Here is a 22,926-nt window from a genome sequence, read left to right on the forward strand (position 1 = left end):
CCCAATGGAACCGCCAACAGCGGCCCCCACTGCAGAAAGAACGATCGTTGCCATCAGCTCAGCTCCTCAGGGAAGGTAAAACGCGCCACGATGCGGCGCTGCCAGGGGGAGGTCAGGACGCTCTCAACCACCCCCTGGCGGTGGTAGGCGTGGATAAAGCCCGCGACCTGGCTGGCGGAATTATCAGACCTTTGGGAAGGCAGATCACCAAGGCGGGTTTGCAGCCCCAGATGTTTGGCCACCGCCCCGGCTCGCATTCGGAAAAGCAAGACATCCCCGAGGGAGGCGTTTTGCAGCGGTTTCGGCTGCAGATGGCGCAGCGCCGCCTGCCACAGCACCTCGACCTGCTGCGGTTCGGACCAGTCCATCGTATAGGCCGGAGGCTGTTCCGGCTCCGAGCCATAAAGCCCGCGCCAGATACCGCGGATCAGCCCAAGACAATCACAGCCCGCCCCCCGGCAGCTGGCCTGATGCAGATAGGGTGTCCCCAGCCAGCTGCGCGCCTCTGCCACAGCGCGCAGGCCGAGAGGTGTCTCGGGCAGATCAGGGCAGTTCATCTGCGGCTTCCGCCGGTGTTGTGGCCTGTGGATTTTGGCACTGCCATGGCCCAGTCTTCGCCGGGAATATCCGGGAATCCTTGATAGTTATTAAGGTTGTTGAACTTAAGCCGACAGGTCTGCATAGCCTTGTCGCAGCCTGCTTCCAGCCGCACTTGGTCGCCCGCTTGCAGACCACCGTGCAGCGGGTCCCATAGGGTGATCAGACGGGACCCATAGGTGATCTCGTCCCGCTTGATACTGCCCCAAAGCCCCTGGGCAGCACCACTCAGCACCGTCAGCCTGCCAGAGGTGAACCAGCCCGGTTCAAATCCATCCAAAGCCTCCCACTGAAACCCGCCCTGCGTGGTCAAGACCTCAACCTTGCCTTCAAAGGCATAGCCTGGGGCCGTGAGATCGAAGCGACAGTCGCCATCGCCCAGCACCGCCGTGCAGGGGCGCTGATAGATCCGCCCCAAAGGCTGGTTCAAGGCCTCGGTGAGGCCGCGCAGCTCCGCCTCAAAAGCACCGCCTGCCCGGTGCAGCTCTCCTAAGCTGCCGCGAAACTGCAACCAACGGGCCGCAACATCCTGCCAATTGACCAACCAGCTGACCAGTTCGGCCCCGTCAAATCTCCCGGCCTCGATGTCTTCTTCGCGCAGGGCGGCATCGCTCAGCGCCCCCTGGGCGCCGGTGTTGTCCACCGACAGCCCGGTGGTCTGCAACAGCGCCCGCGCCGTCAGACCAGTGCCCGCAGTGAATTGCCAGCCGTCAAAGGCAAGATCCCTATCGTGATCGGTAAAACCAAACCGCCTGCCATCGTGCCGGGTCAGCCCCCAGCAGCGCGCCAGCGTGGTCACGCCGGTTTTTACATGGGCCAGAAAGGCCGGGTTGGGCCCCGCCATCAGACCGGCCATCAGACCCGCACCTCGATCACCGGCACATTGGGCACGTCACCCGCCTGAAAAGAGGCGACGCTGGTCTGAATGCTGTCGGTGTCAAACCGCACCGGCACGTCAAATTCAAACCCGGCAACCACCTCGCTCCCCTCTTCGGGCGGGTGGCTCAGCGTCACCCAGCCAGTGTCATCTTGCAGGGTAAAATCAACATCCTCGAACAGCTCTTCCTGCCCCAGCCCCAGGCGTAGAGACCCGGCCACCGGTTTGGTGATGGGGCGCTGGTATATGGTATCGCCCGAGCGATAGTTCTTGATCAGCTGGAAGGCCGTGGTCTCCCCATCCCCGCGCCCAATCACCTGATCGCGAAAGTCCAGCTCGGCGGTGGGAAGCGCTGATTTGTAATCCGACCAGTCTTTCCAGCGAAAGCCAAAGATCTGGCCCTGACGGGCTTCGAAAAAGGCGATCAACAGCTCGATGTCATCCAAGGAGCGCAACCCCAGACCGGCGTCATAGCGGCGGCGCGAATGGGCCCAGGGTGTATTGCGCTCTTCATAGCCATTGGCCAGCGTCACCACATCGGTGCGCCGCTCTGGCCCGCCGACGGAACCAAAGCTCAGCGAGGCGGGAAAGCGGATATCGTGAAAACTCATGGCTGGTTCCTCCTAGCGATTGCGGTTGCCACGGCTCAGCGCCCGGGACAGCTGCGCCGCGATCTGGCTGCGATTGCGGGCAAAGCCCTGCACATCCGGGGTGGTGACATTCATCACCACCGTGGCGCTGCCCGCAGCCCCTTGGGAGCGTACGCCCAGGCTGCCATCTGCTGCGCGGCTCAGCGGCAGGATGGCCTCGGGGCCGGCCTCGCCCATCACGCCAATGCCGCCGCGCATCGGAAATGTGGTGGCAGAGCTGATCACGCCGCCGCGGGCAAAGGGCATCACCTGCCCCTGCGAGAAGGCAGCGCCATTGGCAAAGGGCAGTATCTCGCCAATCAGATCGCCAACACCTTTGGAGATCAGCCCGCCAACATGGTCGGTAACCGGGCGCAGCGCCGCATTATAGGTGGTCTTGACCAGTGACCGCGCCAGCGTGTCCAACGCCGAAGAAAGACTATCGCCATCAAACACCACCTGTTCAAACGAACGCCGCAGCCCCCGCGATAGCCCGCGTTCCAGGGTTTCCACATCTTTGCCGGTGGCCTCAAAAGCATCGCGTACCCGCCGTAGCTCGGATTCAAAACTGGCGGCCATGCCAGCGGCATCTCCCAGCGAGTCGCCAAGGGCTTCGCTCTGCAGTTCCAGCGCGGCGATGTCACTGTTGTTTGCCATGGTGAGATCCTTCTATGTACTGGTAGCTGCAGTAAGGGAGGCATCTTCTAGAGGCGTGGTCTGGCCATCGGGAAAGCGGCGCATCAGGGCGTCCAACCCGCTCCGGTCCAGCCCGACACGCTCCGTACCGCCGAGCAACAGCTGCAGCTCCAGCGGTGTGAGGTCCCAGAAATCCGCCGGGCGCAGGTGCAAACCGCCCAAGCCCGCCCGCATCAGGCCGGGCCAATCCAGCCCGGTCATACCGCTCCCTTTGGAGGAGCGGCCGGTTCCGCCGCCTGTTCGCCTCCCCGCTCCACCTTTTGGACCGTGGGAACTGTCGGCAGGGCAAAACTGCGCGCCAACAGGGTGGCGGCCACCTGGGCTGCCGCAACTGGCCCGCCTTTGACCCCAGCCCGCGCCAAATCTTCGGCAGAAAGCCTATGTCCGCCGCCCTGCAACCCCGCTGCAAGCAGGGCCAGGATATCTGCGGCTGAGAACCTGCCGGCCTCAAAGCGTTGCACCAGATCGACCAGAGACCCGGTTTTTAACTGCTGCTCCAACCGGGCCAGGGCCCCCAACGTCAGACGCAGCACATAGGGCTGACCATTGAGGGTCAGTGCAACCTCGCCGCGCCAGGGGTTCGCTGTCTGCTCAAGGGGACCGGACATTGATCAAACCACCGTAAAAGTGAGCGCCCCGGCGCTGGACAGTGACAGCTCGTAGGTGGCTTCGCCATTGTGGCTGCCGGCATAGTCCAGCGTGGTCACTTGAAAGGCGCCTTCAATGATGCCAAAGCTGGGGATCACCACCTGAAAATCCGGGGTAATGCCGTCAAAGAACAGCTGGCGTGCCCGCTCATCCGTGGTTTCATCGCGGAAGATCCCGGAGCCGGTGATCGCCGCCGACCGCACCCCAGCCCCGGCCAGCAATTCGCGCCAACCGCCCTGGCTTTCGAGGCTGGTCACATCGACGCTTTCTGCATTGAAGCTGATCCGCGTCGCCCGCAGGCCCGCCAATGTTTCAAATTGACCGTCGCCGGTCATATCCACCTTGATCAAAAGATCCTTGCCGTTTTGGGCAGCCATGAGGGTGCTCCTTTTGCTAACATTTGATATCTATGGGAATTGAGTTCTGGCCCTTGGCTTGGGGCCTCAGCTGTCTTCCACCCTTGCGGCAAACAGCAGGGTGATGCTGCGGCCGCCATCCTTGAGGCGCTGGGCCGTGGCGCGTTCGAACCAAAGCCCCACCAGACGCCCCCGCGTCAACACCAAGGGCGCATCGACCAGCGCATCGCTGATTGCCCCGGCGGCGTCCTTGGCGAGGATAAAACCGGCACTGCTGGTAAAGACGCTGACGGTAAAACGATGCCGGGCCCCGACACCGCTCTGATCCGAGCGATCCAGCACTTCCTCAGACCCAAGCACCGCGTAGATCTGTGGCAGGGCGCCGGTGGGCATGGCATCAAACAGATCCGTCCCCACGGCTGCCACCACGCCTGCATCCACGGACAGATGTTGGAAAACCGCCTGTTGCAGGGCGCTTGCCAGAGCATAGGTCATGGCGCCACCTCTTCGATGCACTGACAGGTCAGATAATGCGCCTTTAGGTCGGCTTCACTGACAGCCTCAATACGAAACAGCCGGGCCCCTTCTCGGAACCGCTGCCCGCTGCGCGGACGTGACAGGCTGCCCATAGGCGCGGCGCGCAGAGTGATGCGGTAGCGTTGCAGCGACAGGCTGCCGCCCTCCTGCCCGGCGGTACGCCCGGCCTGTGGCGCAAGTGCGGCCCAGAGGCTGCCAAGCGGCGCCCAGCTCTCAGTATAGCCACCAGCACCATCGCTGACCCGTTGCGGGTCCTCCAGCACCAGTTGACGGTTCAGCACCGTGCGGACAGGCTTGCTCATAACCGCCCCCCAGCCGAAAGCCGCAATGCGCGGTGGCTCTCGATCAGGCTGGTGACGCCAAAGGGCATACAGCCGCCATGCAAGGCAGTGTCATCGCGGTACTCATAGTAATGCGCCGCCAGCATCAGCACCGCCTGCGCCAGATCACTCGGCAGAGCCTCCCAGCTGGGCGACATGCCAGCGGTGAGGAATAGCTCCAGACGGGTACCGGCGGGCAGATTGGGCAGGCAGGCCGCCGTGGGATGCAGCTGCGGTTGCTGACTGTCCGGCTCCAGCCAGTATGTACCTAGCGCCACAGGTGCAGAGCTGCCCTGCGCATCGATCCGCGCCACTGATACCAGGCCGACCACCGGGGCAATCGGCACCGCGGCCACATCCGGTCTGACCCATCGGGTCACCACCCAGCGGAAATCGCGCTGCAATAGGGCCTTGCCAGTGCGTTTTTCGATCGCCGCCAGGGCCGCCCGCAAAAAGCCAATCAACACGCTGTCCTGCAGTTCAGCCTCGCCAAAGCCGGTTCCCAGGCGCAGATGGGCCTTAAAAGCCCCCAGCGGCAGTGCCGCATCCAGCACTGGCGTCACTTCGCTCAACATCATCATCAACTCCGCAGGCTCAGATCCCCAATCGTCCCAATCCTGTTCAGCGGGCACGCAAAGCTTCCTGCCGCTCGGACGGAGGGGGAGCAGCTAGACGGCAAAAAGCATGAGATTGCGCACCCGCCAGGGAACCGGACTGCCGGTTCCCCATTCGGTCCAAGCGGTTAGCTCAGGCCGAATTTCAGCAGTTTGATAGCGGCAAAATCGCTGACATCACCGCCGACCCGTTTGGTGGCGTAAAACAGCACATGCGGCTTGGCGCTAAAAGGATCGCGCAGCACCCGCAAATCCGGACGCTCGGCAATGGTGTAGCCAGAGGCAAAATCGCCAAAGGCCAGCGCATAGCTATCCAAGGCGGCATCCGGCATATCCTCGGCGATCAGTACCGGATACCCCAACAAACGCGCCGGTTCACCAGCGGCTAGCCCGTCGGACCACAGGAAGCGGCCGTCAGCATCCTTCAGTTTGCGGATCAACCCGGCGGTTTTCGAATTCATCACAAAGCTCGCATTGGCCCGGTACTGGGCGCCAAGCGCGTAGACCAGATCAATAATCGCATCGCCATCGCCAACACCTGCGGCCTCGCCCGAGGCCACATAGCCCAGCGAGCCCCAGCTCCAGAGGCCGTTTTCAACCACCGGATGGGTCAGAATGCCGGTGGGTTTATCAAGCCCGTCGCCGGTCAGAAAAGCTGAGGCTTCGGCGCGGGAGAATTTGTCCGCGATGCGCCCGGCCAGCCAGCCTTCGATGTCAAAAGCGCTGTCATCCAACAGCCGCTGAGAGGCCTTTGGCAGCGCGCTCAGTTCGTGCAGTGGAATGGTGATCCGGTCGATCACCGGCGTGCCGCTTTCCACGGTGGGATCCACCTCTGTGGCCCAGCCGGCCCCAGCATCGCTGTGATCGATCAGCACATCAAAAGACGTCGCCTCGACGCTGACAACCGTGGCCACCGCACGGATAGACGCAGTGGACTGCAGCACCGATTTTACCGTCTCCGAGGTCTGCGGATCGACCAGATAGCCGCCGTCACTGTTCACCGATGTGGACAGTGCCTTGCTCTCAGGGACCAGATCCCGCAGGCCTGCGTCATCGCCGGTTCGGATATAGCCGCCAAAGGCCTTTGTATGGGGCGCCTCGGCCGAGCTTGCGGCTGCAAGTTGCGGCCGGGCGGCGCGATGTGTCTTTCGATCCAGCATGGTCATTCGCTCTTCCGTCTGTTTGAACTTCACTGTGACACCCTCCTGAAACCCTTTGAACTCACGCAAAAATACCGAGATTGCCTGGGTAACATCCTGCGTCAAAGGGGCTGCTTGTTCGGCCATGGCCGGGGTATTTTTATTCCGCATCGTTTTGTCCTGTCCTGGTCGATGAAGGGGAAAGGCCTGAGCGTGCCATCTGGCGGCTGGCGCGACGTAGTTCTGCTGCAAGGCGGCGCAGATCTGCGCCTTGGGGCGCCTCCTGTTTGGCCGCAACCCGTGCCGCCGGCAGCATTGGGAAAGTGACCAACGAGACCTCCCAAAGATCAACCTCGGTGAGGAGACGTTTGCCCTGCCCGTCCTGATGCGCCCGCTTGGTTCGGTAGCCGATTGACAGGCCCTCGATGGCCCCGGCTTCGATCAAAACCGCCGCCTCAGCCCCGCGAGAGATCTCTGTCAGCAGATGACCCCTGACCCAAAGCCCGCGACTGTCCTCGCGCAGCTCGTCCCAGACCCCAATGGGTTGCAAGGGATCGTGCTGCCACAGCATCTTGACCCGGCACCCGCGCGCTGCCAGCGCTTTGAGCGACGCGCCATAGGCCCCTGGCATCACCACATCTCCGCCCTGATCGGTCTCACCGAACAGGCTGGCATAGCCCTGAATGACGCCCTTGTCCTGCACATTCAGCATCTCTCCAAAGCGTGCGAACTTCCGTTCTACTTCTGGTTCCGACGGCATGAGGTACCTCTCGTATCGGTTTGAATTTGAATACTAATGCGTAGACAGAAGCGACTGGGACGCCTGTGCCAGGATCACCGCAGCCACGCCATAGACGGTCAACCAGACCCGACGTTCCAGCCGTTCAAGAAGCTGCTCCAATTGGTCATGGCGACGGGTCAGGGCATCCAGCTGTATTTGGATGACCTTTTCATGGGCCGAGAGTCGCAGCCCCGGAGCGCAGTCAAAGGGTGGCATCGGGAAATCAGGCATCTGACTCTCCCGCCGGTGCCTCAGGCAGACCAAGCAGCCTTCGCTTTTCAGCCTGGCTGAGGAAATCCGCGTCAGAAATCCGTCTCCACTGCCGCTCGCGTTCTTCTGACAGGGCAGAGATCTGATCAAGGTCAGGCTTCAATATGATGACTTCATTGCCAAAACCTGAAATCCAATCCGACAGACCGGCGGCCACACGGGTAACCAGGGGCAAGACAGTCAGCCGGTAGAAAGCCCTATTTGCCTCTTGGTAGTTGGCGTAGGCCGCGTCTCCCGGCAGGCCGAGAAGCATTGGCGGCACACCAAAAGCCAGGGCAATTTCCCGCGCGGCGGCCTCTTTGGTTTTCTGGAACTCCATATCCGAGGGCGAAAACCCCATGGGTTTCCAATCCAACCCGCCTTCCAACACCATTGGCCTGCCCGCGTTACGCGCCCCTTGGAAATTGGCTTCGATTTCCTCGCTGAGGCGACGGAACTGATCATCTGACAACATCCCTTGCCCCTCAGATCCGCCCCAGACCAATGCTCCAGAGGGCCGAGCTGCATTGTCCAAAAGCCCTTTGGACCAATGCGATGCGGAAGTGTGCACATCCAGTGACAGCGCCGCAGCCTGCAACGGGGCCAGGCCATAGTGATCATCCTGAGGGTGGAAGTTTTTCAGGTGCAGGATAGCGCTGCGGCCGCCCTCGCAGGCAAAGCACTCTGTGCGCCCCGTCACCGTATAATCATAGGCCTTTGGCCAGCCGTCAGCGCCGGCAACGATCGACATCCGATCCGGGCGCAACAGATGCATTGCCACCGGCCAATCCTCTGCCTCCTGCGTGGCCTCTACATAGGCATTGCCCGACAACAACAAGTAACCAAACAGAGTTTCAAAAAAGTCTGCCCCGGTTTGAGCTCCATTGGGCCGGGAAATCAGCGACAGCAGCGGATGGGTCTCATAACGCTGCGCCGCATCCTGCACCACTAAAGGGATGGCAGCAGCGGCTTCGATCACCATGCGCACCGCCCGAAACCCAACCGGATTGCCGCAAAAGCCAAGCCGCGTCAGGCCATTGCTATCCCGGTTCCCAAAGGAGGCAGCCCCAAGGCTCTGCCAGGCGATGCCAGCCCTGGACTTGGTCTGCCGCGCAGTTGCGGGCTTTGGCGCGGCCGTGAATGCCCCTGTGGCGTTGGGCTTGTTCTTGCGCCAAGGTAGGTCGAACCCCATGGGCCACTCCTTTGATCCATCATCCGGGCTTTGCGCCCTGTGCTGGAGAAAAGTTATGCCTGTAGGATCTGAATTTCCCCAAAGGGCAGCGCCCCCCGCCTTTGCAACACCCCGTAGTGCGCTGTTTTGCTTTCATTCCCTCAGATCATCCGGGCGCGTGGCCTGCGCATCCTTGCAGCCGGATCCAGGATCAATTCATGCAGTGCCCAGACCAATGCATCCGCCCGATCCGGAGAGCCCACCCCCTGATAGCCCTGCAGCGCCATTTGGCACATCTGCTCTTCCAGCTCTGCCAGGCCAGCCAGATGATGCACTCGGCCTTGCTCATAAAGTGCCGCCACAGGTTCGGCCCGTGCCACCTTGCCCCGGCTGGCGTGCAGCGCGCGAAAGGGCATCAGGGGATCCACCTGCCGCAACAGGCTTTCGACCAGAGCCCCGCCCTGATTGACCTCTGCCACCACCCGGTCGGCTGCAAACTCCTGCGCCGCCGCCAACACCGCCCTAGCCCAGGCCAGCGGGCCCAGCCCTTGCACGGTGCGATCCGCCAACACATAGGCCTGCCAGTCCTGCACCGGCCCCTTCAACACTGCGCCAGCCACGATGATGCCACAGGCATCCGATGCCTTGCCCGAACTCACCGCAGGATCCACCGCCACCACCACCCGGTCCAGCGCCGAAGGGGCGGCAATCTTAAGCGCCTCCAGATGCGCCGCCTTCCAGATTGCCCCCTCAATATCGCTCAGTAAAACCCCATCAAGTTCCTGTCGGCCCAGGCGAGACCCCGCATAACGCGCTCGCACTTCTGTCAGGAAAGAGGTCGCCAGATTGGCCCGGTTGGCCTCGGTTGCGGCATGGGTCTGCACCGTGGAGGGCGCTTCGAGAATTTGGCGCAGCACTTCGACATTGCGCGGCGTTGTGGTGACGCAGACGCGGGGATCCTCGCCCAATCGCAAAGAGAATTGCAGCATATCCCAAGCCTCGCGCGCACGGCGCCATTTCGCCAGTTCATCCACCCAGGCGGTGTCGAACTGTGGCCCGCGCAGCGCCTCTGGATCATGGGCAGAAAAAGCCTGCGCCATGGCACCATTGGCCCAAAGCAATTTGCGTTCGCCGGATTTCCATTGCGGTTTTCGGTCTGGCGGCGCACAGGCCAGAATGCCGCTGTCGCCCAGGATCATCACATCGCGCACCTGATCATAGGTCTCCCCGATGAGCGCCACCCTGCAGGCGTGCCCTGGTGCCTTTGGAGTTGCCCCCTCCACCTGAGACCGGATCCATTCGGCTCCGGCACGGGTTTTGCCAGCACCGCGTCCCCCCAAAATTACCCAGGTGCGCCAATCCCCTGTCGGGGGCAGTTGATGCGCATGGGCCCAAAACTCGAACAGATAGGGCAAGGCCAGGATCGCCTGATCACTCAGCCCCTGTGTCAGCGCAGCCTGCAGCATAGGCAGTTCGGAGGCGATCCAGGCGGCGGCTGATTTCAAGTTGGGCTGCTGCGAGGTCAACTCCGGACTGGTCTTGGGTTTCCCCAGCGGTTTGCTCGACAAGGGTCTTCTCCACTTTCTGGCAATCGCGAATGAGCCCCTCAAGCTTAGCAATACGGGGCAATGGTACCGCGAGCGCCTGCTCTCCTTCGGCAGCCAGAAGCTGCCGCAAATCTTCGGCCTCTTGCCGTAATCGCAGGATGGAGTGGTGCAGTGATCGCAACAGATCGCTGGTACAGGGCCCCAAAGGGTCCGGATTTCTATGTGACATCTGGGCTATGGCACCTCATGCAATGCGGGCGTTCCCCGGCATGAGAAAAGGAATAGAGACCGGCAGCTGCTGTTTTTGGGAAAATGGCTGCAGACAGCCTGGCAGGCCGGTTTTTGTCTCTGACCTTCTTCTAGCTGCCCGGTACCTTAGGTGCGAAGAGTGGAAAAAGTCAAATCAACCCGGGTTGCCAAGCGACCGAAGCGAAAGGGGAAAATTAACAAACCAGACGGTAACCGGAGCTATTTCTCCTTGCAGAACAGCAAAAGGCCCGCCCCAATTTTGAAATTGAAGCGGGCCTTTTGTGTTTTGGTTTCCGGTCCCGGTGCAGCTGCGCCGGGGCTGAAACAGGATCAGTTGTTGTTGCGCTCTGCTTCGATCTGGCGCCATTTGGCGACATTGCGGTTATGGCCCTGCAGGGTCTCCGCAAAGGCATGGCCACCGGTGCCATCGGCAACAAAGAACAAATAGTCCGTGCTGTCCGGGTTCACTGCCGCTTCCAGGCTGGCCTTGCCTGGGTTGGCAATTGGCGTTGGCGGCAGACCCTCGATCACATAGGTATTCCAAGGCGTTACCTTACGCAGCTCGCTTTGACGCAGCCCCCGTCCCAACACGCCTTCACCCTGTGTCACACCGTAGATCACCGTCGGGTCAGTCTGAAGCCGCATGCCGCGATTGAGACGGTTGGTAAAGACGCTGGCAACCTGGCCGCGCTCACGAGCGACACCAGTTTCCTTTTCAATGATAGAGGCCAGGATCAGCATTTCTTCGGGGCTTTGCACCGCCGCATCCTCGCTGCGGTTTTCCCAAGCAGCGCCAACCAGCAAAGTCTGACGCTCCTGCATCTGAGCCAGGATCTCGGCGCGGGACTGACCGGTCAGGATCTCGTAACTGTCAGGCGCCAGGGAGCCTTCGGCTGGGCGCTCGCCTGCCTCACCATCAAGGATTGCGATGTTCTCAAGCGCGTTGACCACCTGCCAGCTTGTTACACCTTCGGCCAGGGCCACCCGGAACCGAGTGTCATTGGCGGCCTGCAGCCGGGTAAAGATCTCAGGGACTTCGTCGACGCCCATTTCAAATTCGGCCCGTTCGACAAACTTGCCAGAGGCCGGATCCAGCTCGCGCACTTCGGCCCGCAAACGGGTCACCCCAACGCGATAGACCACCTCGGTGCCGCAGGTGCTGGCACCGCCCTTGGTGATCTGACCGATGATTTCTTCCATCGAAGTCCCAGGACGCACCAAAAAGCTGCCGGCCTTCAGCTGGCTGGATTTTTCGGTGTATTTGGCGCTGAGCCGGAACATCATCCCCGAGGAAACTGCGCCCTGCTCTTGCAGATCGTTGCTGACGCGGGTCATGTTTGATCCGGGCCGCACCTGCAGGCAAATCGCCGTTTCCAGCGGTCCTTCGGCGGTATACTGCGACTTGCCCCACAGGATGACGCCGCCCAAAAGGAACAACAGCACCACCAGAACAGTCAGCATATTCGAGGCCAGGCTACGCCACATTTATTTTGTCTTCCCAAAGACAACAGAGGCATTGGTGCCGCCAAAGCCAAAGGAATTGGACAGCGCGATATCAATCTTGCGTTCGACCTTTTTGTTAGGCGCCAGATCCAGCTGGGTCTCAACATCCGGATTGTCCAGATTGATGGTGGGCGGTGCCACCTGATCGCGGATCGCCAGGATCGAGAAAATCGCCTCGATGGCACCGGCCGCGCCCAGCAGGTGGCCGGTTGCCGATTTGGTCGAAGACATGGTCACATTGCTGGCGTGATCCTCCAGCATACGCTCTACCGCGCCCAGCTCGATGGTATCAGCCATGGTCGAGGTGCCATGGGCATTGATGTAGTCCACATCCGCAGGGGTAAGGCCGGCGTTCTTCAGCGCCGCGCGCATCGAGCGTTCGCCACCTTCGCCAGTCTCGGAGGGAGCGGTTATGTGATAGGCATCGCCCGACAGGCCATAGCCGAGAACCTCTGCATAGATTTTGGCGCCACGGGCCACAGCGTGGTCATAGTCTTCCAGAACCACGATGCCGGCACCTTCGCCCATGACAAAACCATCACGGTCCGCGTCATAGGGGCGCGAGGCCGATTTGGGATCATCGGCGCGCTTGGTCGACAGCGCCTTGCAGGCGTTGAAACCGGCAATACCAATTTCGCAGATGGCAGCTTCGGCGCCGCCTGCAACCATCACATCAGCATCGCCCGATTTGATCAGCCGCGCCGCATCGCCAATGGCATGGGCTCCGGTTGAACAGGCGGTCACAACCGAGTGGTTAGGGCCTTTGAAGCCAAAGCGGATGGAAACCTGACCCGAGATCAGGTTGATCAGCGCACCGGGGATAAAGAAAGGCGAGACCCGACGGGGGCCCTTTTCCTTGATCATCACCGCAGTATCCGCGATAGAGCTAAGGCCACCGATGCCAGAACCGATCATCACCCCGGTGCGCTCCAGGCTTTCGGTATCTTCGGGCAACCAGCCAGCATCGCGCACAGCCATATCGGCGGCGGCAATCCCATAGAGGATAAAGTCGTCGATCTTTTTCTGATCTTTCTTGATCACCCAGTCATCGGGGTTGAAGGTTCCTTCGGACCCATCACCGCGCGGAACTTCGCAGGCATAGGTGGTGGTTACACCACTGGCTTCTGCATCAAACAGCGTGATCGGTCCGGCGCCGGACTGGCCGTCCAACAGGCGTGACCAGGACTCTTCGACTCCGGTCGCCAAGGGTGTTACCAATCCCAATCCGGTTACAACGACTCGACGCATGCTTTGCTCTCCTCTGCCTCGGCAATTCGCTCACTCAGATAGCTTGGATTGCCCAAGAGGTGCAAGTGCGGCAATGGAACCGCGCGGCGGCGATACGCCAAAAACCAGCAAAGATTGGCGTTGTCGGCCCCAAGGCCAAAGGAACAGCATTGAAAAGGCCGGGTTTGAGCAGCTCGTTTCTGCCCAAGGCATGCCCTGGGAGCCCCAGCGCGCTCGGCGGCTCCAGAACAGCCGAGCGTAGGTCAGGTTTAGGAGTTTAGATAAACTCAGCCACTGGTTCCGGCTGCGGCTGCGCCACCTCCAACGCCTCTTCCAGAGAGAGGCTTTTGCGGAACAGCGCCCGCCCTACCAGAGCACCGGAAATATTGTGGATATACTTCAAGCGCGAGATGTCATCCGCACCGCGCACCACACCGCTAGCAATGACCGGCGATTGCGCGGCAGCTGCCAGCCCCGAGATCAGCCCAAGCTGCGCCTCAAGGTCGGACATGTCGCTGTCAATATCGGTGACGATAATGCCTGCAAAGGGAGCAGTTCCGAAGGCGGCAATATAGCTTTCAGGTTCAAAGGCGCCGGATTCGCGCCAGCCCTCGGTCATCACCTGCCCTTGCCAGACATCCACCGCCAGAACAATTTGATCCGGGTGCTGTTTGGCCAGTTCAGCCACCAGTGTAGGGTCCAGCGCCGCCAGAGTGCCAACCACAACGCGCCCGGCGCCCTTATCAATCCAGCTTTCGATGTTTTCCCGGCTGCGCATGCCCCCACCCAGCTGCACAGGAATGCCAACACTGCGAATGATTTCTTCGACAATTTCACGGTTGCTGTCATCGCCCTGAATGGCGTTGAAATCGGTCAGATGCATCCATTCCGCGCCTGCAGCGGCAAATTCCTTTGCCTTTTCAACCGGGTCAACATGCCAGATCTGCGGCTCTTCAAGTCGCCCCTTTTCAAGGGTGACACAGCGCCCGTCCAGCAACTCCATTGTCGGATAAATCAGCATCCTCAACTCCCTCCTGGTTGTTCAACCTCAACATGATAGCACAGAACTGCGCCGCATGAGGTCAGCATTGGCCAGAAGCCCTGGGAGTGAGAGACGTAAAACGGCGCTTCCCTTGTGGAAAGCGCCGTGCATACAATCACATTGCTGTGATCTCGACTTAGGAAGCTTCGGTGATGAACTTCACTGCGTCGCCAAATGTCTGGATAGTTTCGGCCGCATCATCAGGGATCTCGATGCCGAACTCTTCCTCAAAGGCCATGACCAGCTCAACAGTGTCGAGGCTGTCTGCGCCCAGATCGTCGATGAAGGACGCGTTTTCGGTCACTTTTTCTTCTTCAACACCCAGGTGCTCTACAACGATCTTTTTTACGCGGTCTGCGACGTCGCTCATGTCATTTCCTCGTTCTTCAGGGCAGCTTGCCCGGTTTTGCTCTTACCCCATTGGGGTGGCATGATTTGCCCGATGCGGGCGGTTGGGCTCTCAACAGCGAGAGCGACCCGATCGCTACCCCATAGGGATAGACGTCAGGACGAATATGGGCCGCCTATAACACAGACCAGCGCAGAGGCAAATGGTTTCGCTCCCGGCGCGGGCCTTGAAGGTGCTCTGCATTGACTGGCCCAGTCGAGCAGATGGCGCCCCCCTTTGCAAAGGACAAGGGGCAGTGCCAGCTTTTTCTAGGACCCCGTTGATATCAATGTGATATTCACGAAGTCTTAAGGAATTTTCTGCGGCGAATTCTTCGATTCTGCAATGATTTTCCCTCAAGGCCGAGGCCTATTTTGAGAAAACTCGATTACAGCATCGCCATTCCGCCGTTCACATGCAGGGTTGTCCCGGTCACATATGCGGCCTCTGGGCTGGCCAGATAGAGCACGGCAGCGGCGATTTCTTTCGAATCTCCCATGCGTGCGGCGGGGATCTGGGTCAGGATCGCGTCTTTTTGGGCGTCATTGAGCTTTTCCGTCATCGCCGTGGCAATAAAGCCAGGTGCCACGGCATTTACCGTGATGCCCCGGTTGGCAACCTCATAGGCGATGGATTTGGACATGCCGATCATGCCCGCCTTGGAGGCCGCATAGTTGCCCTGCCCTGGGTTACCGGTGGCGCCCACAATGGAAGAAATATTGATGATACGGCCCCAGCGTGCCTTCATCATACCCCGCATCACACCACGGCACAGGCGCATGGTGGAAGTCAGGTTCACGTCCAACACGCTCTGCCATTCCTCGTCTTTCATCCGCATGAACAGATTGTCCTTGGTGATGCCCGCATTGTTGACCAGAATATCAACGCTGCCCATGACCGCGGCGGCCTGCTTTGGCAGCGCTTCAACGGCCTCTGGATCGCTGAGATTGCAGGTGAGCACATGAGCGCGCTCGCCAAGCTCAGCTGCCAGTTCCTGCAGCGGGGCTTGGCGGGTGCCAGAGAGCGCAACGGTCGCTCCCGCTGCATGTAGGCTGCGGGCAATATCGCCGCCAATGCCGCCAGAGGCCCCGGTGATCAGGGCAGTCTTGCCAGTCAAATCAAACATGTCATTTCCTCTAAGTCTGAGAGCGCAGCCCGGCGGAGAACCACCAAGCACCGCGCGTTGTATCTTGGGATGGGATCAGGCGTCTTTGGCCGCGGAAACCGCTTCGGGGCTGCCAAACTGACGACTGGCCAGGCTGCGATCAATCTTGCGGATCATGCCCGACAGGGCTTTGCCCGCGCCGATCTCCCAGAATTCTGTCACGCCCTTGGCCCCCATGACCTGCACGCTTTCGCGCCAGCGCACCGAGCCAGTGACCTGCTCGACCAGAAGCTGACGGATCTCGTCAGGGTCGCTTACCACATCGGCGCGAACATTGGCGATCAATGGCACTGCCGGGGCTTTGATCTCCACCGATGCCAGGGCTTCGGCCATGACATCCGCTGCCGGCTGCATCAGCGCACAGTGGAACGGCGCCGACACAGGAAGCATGACCGCGCGCTTGGCGCCGCGGGTCTTGGCGATATCAGCAGCCCGTTCAACCGCGGCCTTATGGCCAGAGACAACCACCTGGGTTGGGTCATTGTCATTGGCAGCCTGAACCACCTCTCCCTCGGCAGCAGCCTCGGCTGCAACCTCTTTGACGGTGGCAAAATCCAGGCCCAGTAGCGCCGCCATGGCACCAACGCCAACCGGTACGGCGCTCTGCATGGCTTCGCCACGGGTGCGCAGCAGGCGGGCAGTATCCGCCACCGAAATCGCACCGACTGCAGCCAGGGCAGAATATTCCCCCAGCGAATGACCAGCGACAAAAGCAGCCTGATCAATGGAGATACCTTCGGCTTCCAGCGCCCGCATCGCCGCCATCGAGGTGGCCATAAGTGCTGGCTGGGCATTCTGGGTCAGGGTCAGGGTTTCGATATCGCCTTCCCAGACCAATTTGCTGAGATTTTCCCCCAGTGCAGCATCGACCTCATCAAAGACGGCTTTGGCGGCCGGATAGGCCTCTGCCAGGGCCTGGCCCATTCCAATGGTCTGGGCACCCTGCCCCGGGAATACAAATGCGATTGTCATCAAAGACCCTCATCCTTGGCTTTTGTTTTCCCCGGTTTAGACGGAGCTGACCCAACGTACAAGAGAACTGCTCCTTGCGCCGCGCCATCGCGACTGCGCTTGGCCACTGCCGCAAGCCGACAAAACACATAAAAGCCCCCTCAACGCGCACAACTCCTGTTCGTGAGTGGACAAAGCCCGCCATTGCATGGCTTTGCCCGATGGCTAGATTGAAACCAGAAGACCAGTATCGAGTACCTGTAAAAGGAAACACCTGCGTGTCTGCCCACAATACCGCCTCCAGCTATGGCACCGTCACCAAGAGCTTTCACTGGCTCACCGCGCTCTTGCTCATTTCCGCCTTTTTGCTTGGCCTCAATGCCAGTGATCTGGCGCACGAAATCCAAAGCCCCGAGTTTGATGGCTCGCAAGAGGTCATTTCCAGGGCCATGCTACGGTTTTCAATTCATAAAACCATTGGCATTGCCGCCTTCTTCACCGGGTTGGCACGGATTGCCTGGGCGATCACGCAGCCCAAGCCCGGGCTGTTGCATCCTGAAAACAAACCGGAGGCGCTGGCCGCTGAAGTGGTCCATTGGGTCTTGTACGGGGCCATGGTGGCGACCCCGCTCACGGGCTGGATCCACCATGCCGCCACCATCGGCTATGCGCCAATCTGGTGGCCCTTTGGTCAGGAGCTGCCCTTTGTGCCCAAATCCGAAGGGCTGGCGGCTCTGTTTGCCTCCCTGCACTGGGCCTCGTCCAAGGCGTTGCAGATCACATTCCTGTTGCATGTGGCCGGAGCGCTGAAACATGTGGTGATTGACCGCGACGCCACCCTGCGCCGCATGTTGCCCAAATCCGGCGCGCTCCCAATGCCGCCTGCGCAAAAGCACAGCGCCATACCTGCAGTCATCGCCTTGGTGGTCTGGGCCGGGGTTCTGACTGGCGGCGTTCTGATGGCGCAGCAGTCTGACGACCACGCCTCGCACAGTCATGGGCAGACACAGGGCCAGACGTCAGACAGCGCTCTCGCGGCGGATCTGGCCGAGGCACAGCAGGATGGTGACGAAGGAGAACCCGCAGGCAACTGGAGAGTTGAAGAGGGCAGTCTTGGCCTCACCATTCAGCAGATGGGCAGCGGTGTCAGCGGCGGTTTTGCCAATTGGCAGGCCGATATCATCTTTGACGATCCTGCCGCCCCCGGCCCTGCCGGTCAGGTCAGCGTTGAAATCGATATTGCCTCGCTCAGCCTTGGCACGGTGACGGATCAGGCCATGGGCAGCGACTATTTTGACAGCGCCAGTTACCCCAAGGCCCGCTTTGACGCACAGCTGGAAAAGCTGGAAACCGGCTACCAGGCCGTTGGCCAGCTGACCATCCGCGACAAGACACAACCGCTCGCCCTGCCTTTTGAGCTCCAGATCACCGGTGGTGACTGGGCGGAGATGAGCGGACAGGTCGTTCTGAACCGGCTTGATTTTGACATCGGCAAAGGCACCCAAGATGAAGGCACCCTCGGCTTTGACGTGGTGCTGGATATTACCCTCACTGCGCAACGCAGCAACTAGCTCCCTCATAAACCCACTTTTCGACCCACCACTCACTTCTTAAACCAAACCTCTCCGGACCCCTCCGGGGAGGTTTTTTCCTTGCCCCTCTCAATCAGAGGGTAAACCGGAGGTCGACATTTTGCAGAAAGCCGCGCAGTTTCAGCGCATGCGTGTCCGTGTTTCATACCAAACAAAACCCTGCAAAAGCAGCGGCTCCAGCCCCTTTGCCCTGTGGCTGATAGCTACGCCAGAGAACGCAGCATGGTTTGCTCAACAGGTCAGTCTTTTGGATGGCAGCGCCCTCTTTCACCTGCAACCAGGGGAAAGCCCTCAATCAAGCCTTTTGCGCATTCTTTGGAACATCGAAGATCACCATCCACGGACTGAGGCAATTGAGGTCTTCGGCCTCACGCTTTCAAACTCTTTGCGCCAAATACTCCAGTCCGAAGGCTTTGGCATCACAACAAAACGCCACGGTTTCACATTGAAGCGGTGCCTCTCACCTAATTGACGCCAACGACAGAAAACGCCGCCCTCCCCGGGGGGAAAGCGGCGTTCTGGCTTGCTCTAAGTTAACTGAAAACGAGGTTACTCGGCCTTCATCGCCTCAACAGAGATCTGCAGCGGCACTTCATCGCTGACAAAAGGCGCAAATTTGCCGAGGTTGAAGTCAGAGCGCACCAGGGTAGTGGTGGCGTCAAAACCGGCCCAGGGCTTGCCCGCCATCGGATGATCACCGACCTGGTTCAACTTGGCATCCAGCACCACAGATTTGGTCACCCCGTTCAGGGTCAGATCGCCGGTGATCTTGGCGGTATTGTCGCTAGTCACGTCGATCTTGGTGGATTTAAAGGTGATCTGCTCATCGCCATTGGCAGCAAAAAAGTCCTTGGACATGAAGTGGTCAAAGCGCGCCTGCCAGCCGGTCAGCATCGAGCTCAGCGGCATGGCCACGGAAACGCTGGAATTGGCCGGAGCTTCCTGATCAAACATGATCTCGCCTTCAAAGCCGGAGAACATGCCCCAGGTGGTGGAAAACCCGAGGTGGTTGTAGTTGAACACCACCTGGCTGTGGCTGGCATCCAGAACGTACTTTTCGGGGGCCGCCAGGGCTGCGGTGGTGCTCAGGCCAACAAGTGCTGCAGCAGCAAGGATCTTTTTCATGAGTATAGGCTCCATTGGAGTTTTGAATGTCAAAGGTGTCTTGGTCGTCTGACTTAAAACTGTGTGCTGAACCGACAAAAGAAAACCGGCATTTTCCAACATGTTCTGTTGAGAAAAGAACAAAGGCCCTGCGCAGTGACGCAGAGCCCTTATTTTATTCAGGATTGCTATGGTCGCGGTCAATTCCGCTCACGCGGACGTGAACAGTTCAGCTGAACAATTGCACCGCACCGCTCAGTTGGTCGCGCAGCTGGCTGCGGGCGGCCGCACTGCCCAGCGGCACTTCGATCAACAGGCTGCCATCGTTTTCATAGAGCTGCACGGCGCCGTCGCTCAACCGGGCGCCACCAATGGTATCATAGCTGCGGCGCAGAACCGTTTTTGGCTGACCATGGGCATCGCGGCGTAGCACCCGCAGTTCGCGGCGGACCGGGTCAAAACAGGCCTCTGGCTGGTTGCGCGGGCTACGGGCGGTCATCAAGATCAGCCCCAACACAAAGAACAATACTGATACGCCTACCTTCATCAGGTTCAATTCCGGATCCGCAACACTGCCCGGAAACAGCCAGATCCAGCTGGCGCTGACCATCATTGCCAGCCCCAACCCGCGCAGCAGCACCGAACGTGCCCGCCAGTTTGCTTCAAAATTCAGAACCAAGGGCATCGCTGTGGCCAAACGACTGCGGGTATCCTCGCTGCCTGCCAATCTGCTGTGGTGCGCATGCCCATATGCCAGGGTCGCTTCGCTGGTAACGCTCATCAACTGCCTCAAACTGTCTCGCCTGCCGTTTATCGGCAAAGGTTAATTATTCGTTAACCATGATTAACGCCAAGAATACGGCAACAATGGGGCAGCGCGGGCAAAATTGTTGAATGTGGACAAGTTTCTCCCAAATCCTCCACAAAACCCGCTGCCCGCAGCCACTGGTTTCCCTGGCAAGAGACCGCCTTTTGCCTTGCTCTTTGCGCCAGAGCCGCTATATGGAGCCTTCCTTCCGCGACACATTCGTTCCGCGCAGCCTCTCGTGACAGGGCAGCGGAAGGGTCAACCGCCCGGTCTATGAAATGCGCCTTGAAACAAACTGGAGTTCGCATGCCCCTCTATGAGCATGTTATGATTGCGCGTCAGGATCTGTCCAACTCGCAAGCCGAAGGTCTCATCGAACATTTTGGTGCCGTATTGGCTGACAACGAAGGTAAGCTCGTTGACAGTGAATACTGGGGCGTCAAAACGATGGCCTATAAGATCAACAAGAACCGCAAGGGCCACTATGCCTTCCTGCGCACCGATGCACCTGCAGCGGCTGTTCAGGAAATGGAACGCCTGATGCGCCTGCATGACGACGTGATGCGCGTTCTGACCATCAAGGTCGACGAGCACGCCGAAGGACCTTCGGTCCAGATGCAGAAACGTGACGAACGCGACACCCGTCGCGAGCGCCGCTGATCTAGCTTGAGAAAAGGACGCTAAACCATGGCCGCAAAACCATTTTTCCGCCGTCGTAAAGTCTGCCCCTTCTCGGGCGACAACGCGCCAAAGATCGATTACAAAGACACTCGTCTGCTGCAGCGCTACATCTCTGAGCGTGGCAAGATCGTACCTTCGCGCATCACCGCCGTTTCGGCAAAGAAGCAGCGTGAACTGGCCCGTGCGATCAAGCGCGCCCGCTTCCTCGCCCTGCTGCCCTACGCTGTTAAGTAAGGAGACCTGACATGCAAGTTATCCTTCTTGAACGTGTTGCCAAGCTGGGCCAGATGGGTGACGTCGTAGACGTCAAACCCGGTTTTGCCCGCAACTTCCTGCTGCCCCAGGCGAAAGCCAAGGTCGCATCGGAAGCCAACCTGGCAGCCTTTGAAGCCCAGAAAGCGCAGCTGGAAGCACGCAATCTGGAAACCAAAGCAGAAGCCTCTGCTCTGGCTGAAAAGCTGGACGGTCAGCAGTTCATCGTGATTCGCTCCGCCTCGGACGCAGGTGCGCTCTACGGTTCCGTTACCCCGCGTGACGCCGCCGAAGCTGCCACCGAAGCCGGTTTCTCGGTCGACAAAAAGCAGGTTGTCCTGATCGATCCGATCAAAGACCTCGGCCTGCACACTGTTGTTGTCAAACTGCACCCCGAAGTCGAAGCTCAGATCAAGATGAACGTCGCCCGTTCTGAAGAAGAAGCTGAGCTGCAGGCCTCTGGCAAATCGATCCAGGAGCTCGCTGCCGAAGAGGAAGCCGCTGCTGAATTCGAAATCGCCGAGCTGTTCGACGATCTCGGCGCAGCCGCATCGGATGACGACGACGAGGGCGACGCCCCCGCCGCCGCAACCGAAGAAGAGCCAACTGCCTGATCTCTCTGATCAGACAGGACATCGAAAAGGCCACTCCGCAGGGAGTGGCCTTTTTTTGTTCTGGGGCTGGCTCTGTAGTCCGGCACGCCCTATCCTGTCACTAATTCGCCTATGTGTTTCAAAGGAGCAGATTTAATGAGTGTTAGAATTCTGACGGGTGTCGCCTGCGGGTTTCTTTTGATGACAGTTGCGGCTTGCGAAACCGTCCCCCTGGACGCCCCCCTGCAGGTCAGCGGCGTCGCGGGTGAGAGTTTCGCAAATGACGAAGCCCAGTGCCGGGCAGAAGCCAGCCGCATTGGTCAGGGCCATATCGGCAAAACGGCGGCCATTGGCGGCGCTGGCGGCGCCATCGTCGGAGCCACCGAGAGCGGTGACAAAGCCCTGGCCGGAGCCCTGATTGGCGCCGCAGTTGGCGCAGCGGTTGGCGACATCGAAGTCAAACAGGCGCAACGCAACTATCTGGTGCAATGCATGCAACAGCGCGGCCATCCCGTGATCGGCTAGCTCGCCTGAAAGAATGGGAAAGGATCCGCCGATCGCCTGGCCGGCTGCTTTCCTTTACACTTAGAATTGACAATGCTTAGGCTCCGGCTTTGGGTGCATGCCGCTACTCAGGACCCGGTCAACTGCATGGAGCACCCAACCACATGGCCTTTTCCCCTGATTTCAGGGCCCTGACCCTGCTGGTCTGCCTGCTGCCAGCCCTCGCGACAACCGCCTGCAGCGACGTTGTCGGCGGCGGGCCGACGGTTGAACTGGAGGTGCCGCTCTACCCCAATGAAACACCCGAACTGCGCCAAAGCATCAACCACTGGGCCGATCACTACGAGGTGCCGCGTGCGCTGGTGCATCGTCTGGCGGTGCGCGAAAGCACCCATCGCCCCTGGGCCGTCAACCGCCCCTATTATGGGCTGTTGCAGATCCTGCCTGCCACCGCCCGCTCCATGGGCTTCACCGGCACGCCGCAGGATCTGCTGGATGCCGATACCAATCTAGAGTTTGCGGTCAAATACCTGCGCGGAGCCTGGCTGCTGTCTGATGGCAGCTTTGACATGGCAGTGAAACACTATTCCCGTGGTTACTGGCACGAGGCCAAGCGCCGCCGCATGCTGAAAGAAACCGGGCTGGTGAACTAGTTCGCCCCGGCTTTGCGGCAATTTCTTCCGCTTCCTGTCATTTAGCTGTTATC

General features: G+C 60.0%; 30 protein-coding genes. 7 read left to right on the forward strand and 23 right to left on the reverse strand.

Going from position 1 to position 22,926, the window contains the following annotated elements:
• Positions 1-53 precede the first annotated feature (53 nt).
• The 21 genes from ABJP42_RS13920 to fabD form a co-directional block, all read right to left on the reverse strand.
• Positions 54-557, reverse strand: coding sequence for a C40 family peptidase (locus ABJP42_RS13920; RefSeq protein WP_348341343.1), 504 nt, complete (start codon positions 555-557; stop codon positions 54-56).
• Positions 554-1,441 (reverse strand): DUF2163 domain-containing protein, encoded by an 888-nt coding sequence (locus ABJP42_RS13925; RefSeq protein WP_348341417.1) that lies wholly within the window; start codon positions 1,439-1,441, stop codon positions 554-556. Before ABJP42_RS13925 ends, ABJP42_RS13920 begins: the two co-directional genes overlap by 4 nt.
• Before the next feature lie 11 nt (positions 1,442-1,452).
• Positions 1,453-2,085, reverse strand: coding sequence for a phage distal tail protein, Rcc01695 family (locus tag ABJP42_RS13930; protein WP_348341345.1), 633 nt, complete (start codon positions 2,083-2,085; stop codon positions 1,453-1,455).
• Between the two features lie 12 nt (positions 2,086-2,097).
• Positions 2,098-2,760: a phage tail tape measure protein gene (locus ABJP42_RS13935; protein ID WP_348341347.1), complete on the reverse strand. Its 663-nt coding sequence runs from the start codon at positions 2,758-2,760 to the stop codon at positions 2,098-2,100.
• 12 nt (positions 2,761-2,772) lie between these two features.
• Positions 2,773-3,000 carry a rcc01693 family protein gene (locus ABJP42_RS13940; RefSeq protein WP_348341349.1) on the reverse strand — a complete coding sequence of 76 codons (228 nt, stop codon included), beginning with the start codon at positions 2,998-3,000 and terminating at the stop codon, positions 2,773-2,775.
• A complete protein-coding gene (locus ABJP42_RS13945; RefSeq protein WP_348341351.1) occupies positions 2,997-3,407 on the reverse strand; it encodes a gene transfer agent family protein in 411 nt (136 codons plus the stop codon). Before ABJP42_RS13945 ends, ABJP42_RS13940 begins: the two co-directional genes overlap by 4 nt.
• A gap of 3 nt (positions 3,408-3,410) precedes the next feature.
• Complete coding sequence (locus ABJP42_RS13950; protein WP_348341353.1) at positions 3,411-3,824, reverse strand: phage major tail protein, TP901-1 family; 414 nt, start codon at positions 3,822-3,824, stop codon at positions 3,411-3,413.
• 66 nt (positions 3,825-3,890) lie between these two features.
• Positions 3,891-4,298 carry a DUF3168 domain-containing protein gene (locus ABJP42_RS13955; RefSeq protein WP_348341355.1) on the reverse strand — a complete coding sequence of 136 codons (408 nt, stop codon included), beginning with the start codon at positions 4,296-4,298 and terminating at the stop codon, positions 3,891-3,893.
• A complete protein-coding gene (locus tag ABJP42_RS13960; RefSeq protein ID WP_348341357.1) occupies positions 4,295-4,642 on the reverse strand; it encodes a head-tail adaptor protein in 348 nt (115 codons plus the stop codon). Before ABJP42_RS13960 ends, ABJP42_RS13955 begins: the two co-directional genes overlap by 4 nt.
• Positions 4,639-5,238 carry a head-tail connector protein gene (locus tag ABJP42_RS13965; protein WP_490363228.1) on the reverse strand — a complete coding sequence of 200 codons (600 nt, stop codon included), beginning with the start codon at positions 5,236-5,238 and terminating at the stop codon, positions 4,639-4,641. Before ABJP42_RS13965 ends, ABJP42_RS13960 begins: the two co-directional genes overlap by 4 nt.
• Before the next feature lie 164 nt (positions 5,239-5,402).
• Complete coding sequence (locus ABJP42_RS13970) at positions 5,403-6,584, reverse strand: phage major capsid protein (protein WP_348341361.1); 1,182 nt, start codon at positions 6,582-6,584, stop codon at positions 5,403-5,405.
• The gene (locus ABJP42_RS13975) at positions 6,574-7,173 is read right to left on the reverse strand and encodes an HK97 family phage prohead protease (protein ID WP_348341363.1); all 600 of its coding nucleotides are present in this window, start codon (positions 7,171-7,173) and stop codon (positions 6,574-6,576) included. Before ABJP42_RS13975 ends, ABJP42_RS13970 begins: the two co-directional genes overlap by 11 nt.
• Positions 7,174-7,206: 33 nt before the next feature.
• Entirely contained in the window at positions 7,207-7,425 is a 219-nt protein-coding gene (locus ABJP42_RS13980) for a GTA head formation protein, RCAP_rcc01685 family (protein WP_348341365.1), read from the reverse strand.
• The gene (locus ABJP42_RS13985; protein ID WP_348341367.1) at positions 7,418-8,635 is read right to left on the reverse strand and encodes a phage portal protein; all 1,218 of its coding nucleotides are present in this window, start codon (positions 8,633-8,635) and stop codon (positions 7,418-7,420) included. The genes ABJP42_RS13980 and ABJP42_RS13985 overlap by 8 nt, the downstream gene beginning before the upstream one ends.
• Before the next feature lie 140 nt (positions 8,636-8,775).
• Positions 8,776-10,080, reverse strand: coding sequence for a DNA-packaging protein (locus tag ABJP42_RS13990; protein WP_348341419.1), 1,305 nt, complete (start codon positions 10,078-10,080; stop codon positions 8,776-8,778).
• Positions 10,081-10,740: 660 nt separating this feature from the next.
• Positions 10,741-11,895 carry an endolytic transglycosylase MltG gene (gene mltG, locus ABJP42_RS13995; protein WP_348341369.1) on the reverse strand — a complete coding sequence of 385 codons (1,155 nt, stop codon included), beginning with the start codon at positions 11,893-11,895 and terminating at the stop codon, positions 10,741-10,743.
• Positions 11,896-13,161: a beta-ketoacyl-ACP synthase II gene (gene fabF / locus ABJP42_RS14000; RefSeq protein ID WP_348341371.1), complete on the reverse strand. Its 1,266-nt coding sequence runs from the start codon at positions 13,159-13,161 to the stop codon at positions 11,896-11,898.
• A 256-nt stretch (positions 13,162-13,417) separates the two neighbouring features.
• On the reverse strand, positions 13,418-14,161 hold the full coding sequence (locus tag ABJP42_RS14005) for a 1-(5-phosphoribosyl)-5-[(5-phosphoribosylamino)methylideneamino]imidazole-4-carboxamide isomerase (protein ID WP_348341373.1): 744 nt from the start codon (positions 14,159-14,161) through the stop codon (positions 13,418-13,420).
• Positions 14,162-14,318: 157 nt separating this feature from the next.
• A complete protein-coding gene (locus tag ABJP42_RS14010) occupies positions 14,319-14,552 on the reverse strand; it encodes an acyl carrier protein (protein ID WP_009808171.1) in 234 nt (77 codons plus the stop codon).
• 406 nt (positions 14,553-14,958) lie between these two features.
• Positions 14,959-15,696: a 3-oxoacyl-[acyl-carrier-protein] reductase gene (fabG, locus tag ABJP42_RS14015; RefSeq protein ID WP_348341375.1), complete on the reverse strand. Its 738-nt coding sequence runs from the start codon at positions 15,694-15,696 to the stop codon at positions 14,959-14,961.
• Between the two features lie 75 nt (positions 15,697-15,771).
• The gene (gene fabD / locus ABJP42_RS14020; RefSeq protein WP_348341377.1) at positions 15,772-16,707 is read right to left on the reverse strand and encodes an ACP S-malonyltransferase; all 936 of its coding nucleotides are present in this window, start codon (positions 16,705-16,707) and stop codon (positions 15,772-15,774) included.
• 257 nt (positions 16,708-16,964) lie between these two features.
• On the opposite strand from fabD, the gene ABJP42_RS14025 reads away from it, so the two are divergent.
• Both ABJP42_RS14025 and ABJP42_RS14030 read left to right on the forward strand, forming a co-directional pair.
• A complete protein-coding gene (locus ABJP42_RS14025; RefSeq protein WP_348341379.1) occupies positions 16,965-18,257 on the forward strand; it encodes a cytochrome b/b6 domain-containing protein in 1,293 nt (430 codons plus the stop codon).
• Positions 18,258-18,405: 148 nt separating this feature from the next.
• On the forward strand, positions 18,406-18,750 hold the full coding sequence (locus ABJP42_RS14030) for a hypothetical protein (RefSeq protein ID WP_348341381.1): 345 nt from the start codon (positions 18,406-18,408) through the stop codon (positions 18,748-18,750).
• A 77-nt stretch (positions 18,751-18,827) separates the two neighbouring features.
• On the opposite strand, the gene ABJP42_RS14035 is transcribed toward ABJP42_RS14030, so the two are convergent.
• On the reverse strand, positions 18,828-19,403 hold the full coding sequence (locus tag ABJP42_RS14035; RefSeq protein WP_348341383.1) for a YceI family protein: 576 nt from the start codon (positions 19,401-19,403) through the stop codon (positions 18,828-18,830).
• A gap of 208 nt (positions 19,404-19,611) precedes the next feature.
• On the reverse strand, positions 19,612-20,163 hold the full coding sequence (locus ABJP42_RS14040) for a hypothetical protein (protein WP_348341385.1): 552 nt from the start codon (positions 20,161-20,163) through the stop codon (positions 19,612-19,614).
• Between the two features lie 333 nt (positions 20,164-20,496).
• Between ABJP42_RS14040 and rpsF the strand changes: the two genes are divergently transcribed.
• The 5 genes from rpsF to ABJP42_RS14065 all read left to right on the forward strand — a co-directional run bounded on the left by rpsF (position 20,497) and on the right by ABJP42_RS14065 (position 22,873).
• Positions 20,497-20,850 carry a 30S ribosomal protein S6 gene (rpsF, locus tag ABJP42_RS14045; RefSeq protein ID WP_348341387.1) on the forward strand — a complete coding sequence of 118 codons (354 nt, stop codon included), beginning with the start codon at positions 20,497-20,499 and terminating at the stop codon, positions 20,848-20,850.
• A 27-nt stretch (positions 20,851-20,877) separates the two neighbouring features.
• Positions 20,878-21,105 carry a 30S ribosomal protein S18 gene (rpsR, locus tag ABJP42_RS14050; RefSeq protein WP_005982441.1) on the forward strand — a complete coding sequence of 76 codons (228 nt, stop codon included), beginning with the start codon at positions 20,878-20,880 and terminating at the stop codon, positions 21,103-21,105.
• A gap of 11 nt (positions 21,106-21,116) precedes the next feature.
• Positions 21,117-21,737 (forward strand): 50S ribosomal protein L9, encoded by a 621-nt coding sequence (gene rplI, locus ABJP42_RS14055; protein WP_348341389.1) that lies wholly within the window; start codon positions 21,117-21,119, stop codon positions 21,735-21,737.
• Positions 21,738-21,872: 135 nt separating this feature from the next.
• Positions 21,873-22,241, forward strand: coding sequence for a hypothetical protein (locus tag ABJP42_RS14060; protein WP_348341391.1), 369 nt, complete (start codon positions 21,873-21,875; stop codon positions 22,239-22,241).
• Between the two features lie 143 nt (positions 22,242-22,384).
• Positions 22,385-22,873, forward strand: coding sequence for a transglycosylase SLT domain-containing protein (locus ABJP42_RS14065; RefSeq protein ID WP_348341393.1), 489 nt, complete (start codon positions 22,385-22,387; stop codon positions 22,871-22,873).
• The last annotated feature ends 53 nt before the right edge of the window (positions 22,874-22,926 follow it).

This window comes from Pseudophaeobacter sp. (assembly GCF_039971195.1).
Taxonomy (GTDB): Bacteria; Pseudomonadota; Alphaproteobacteria; order Rhodobacterales; family Rhodobacteraceae; genus Pseudophaeobacter.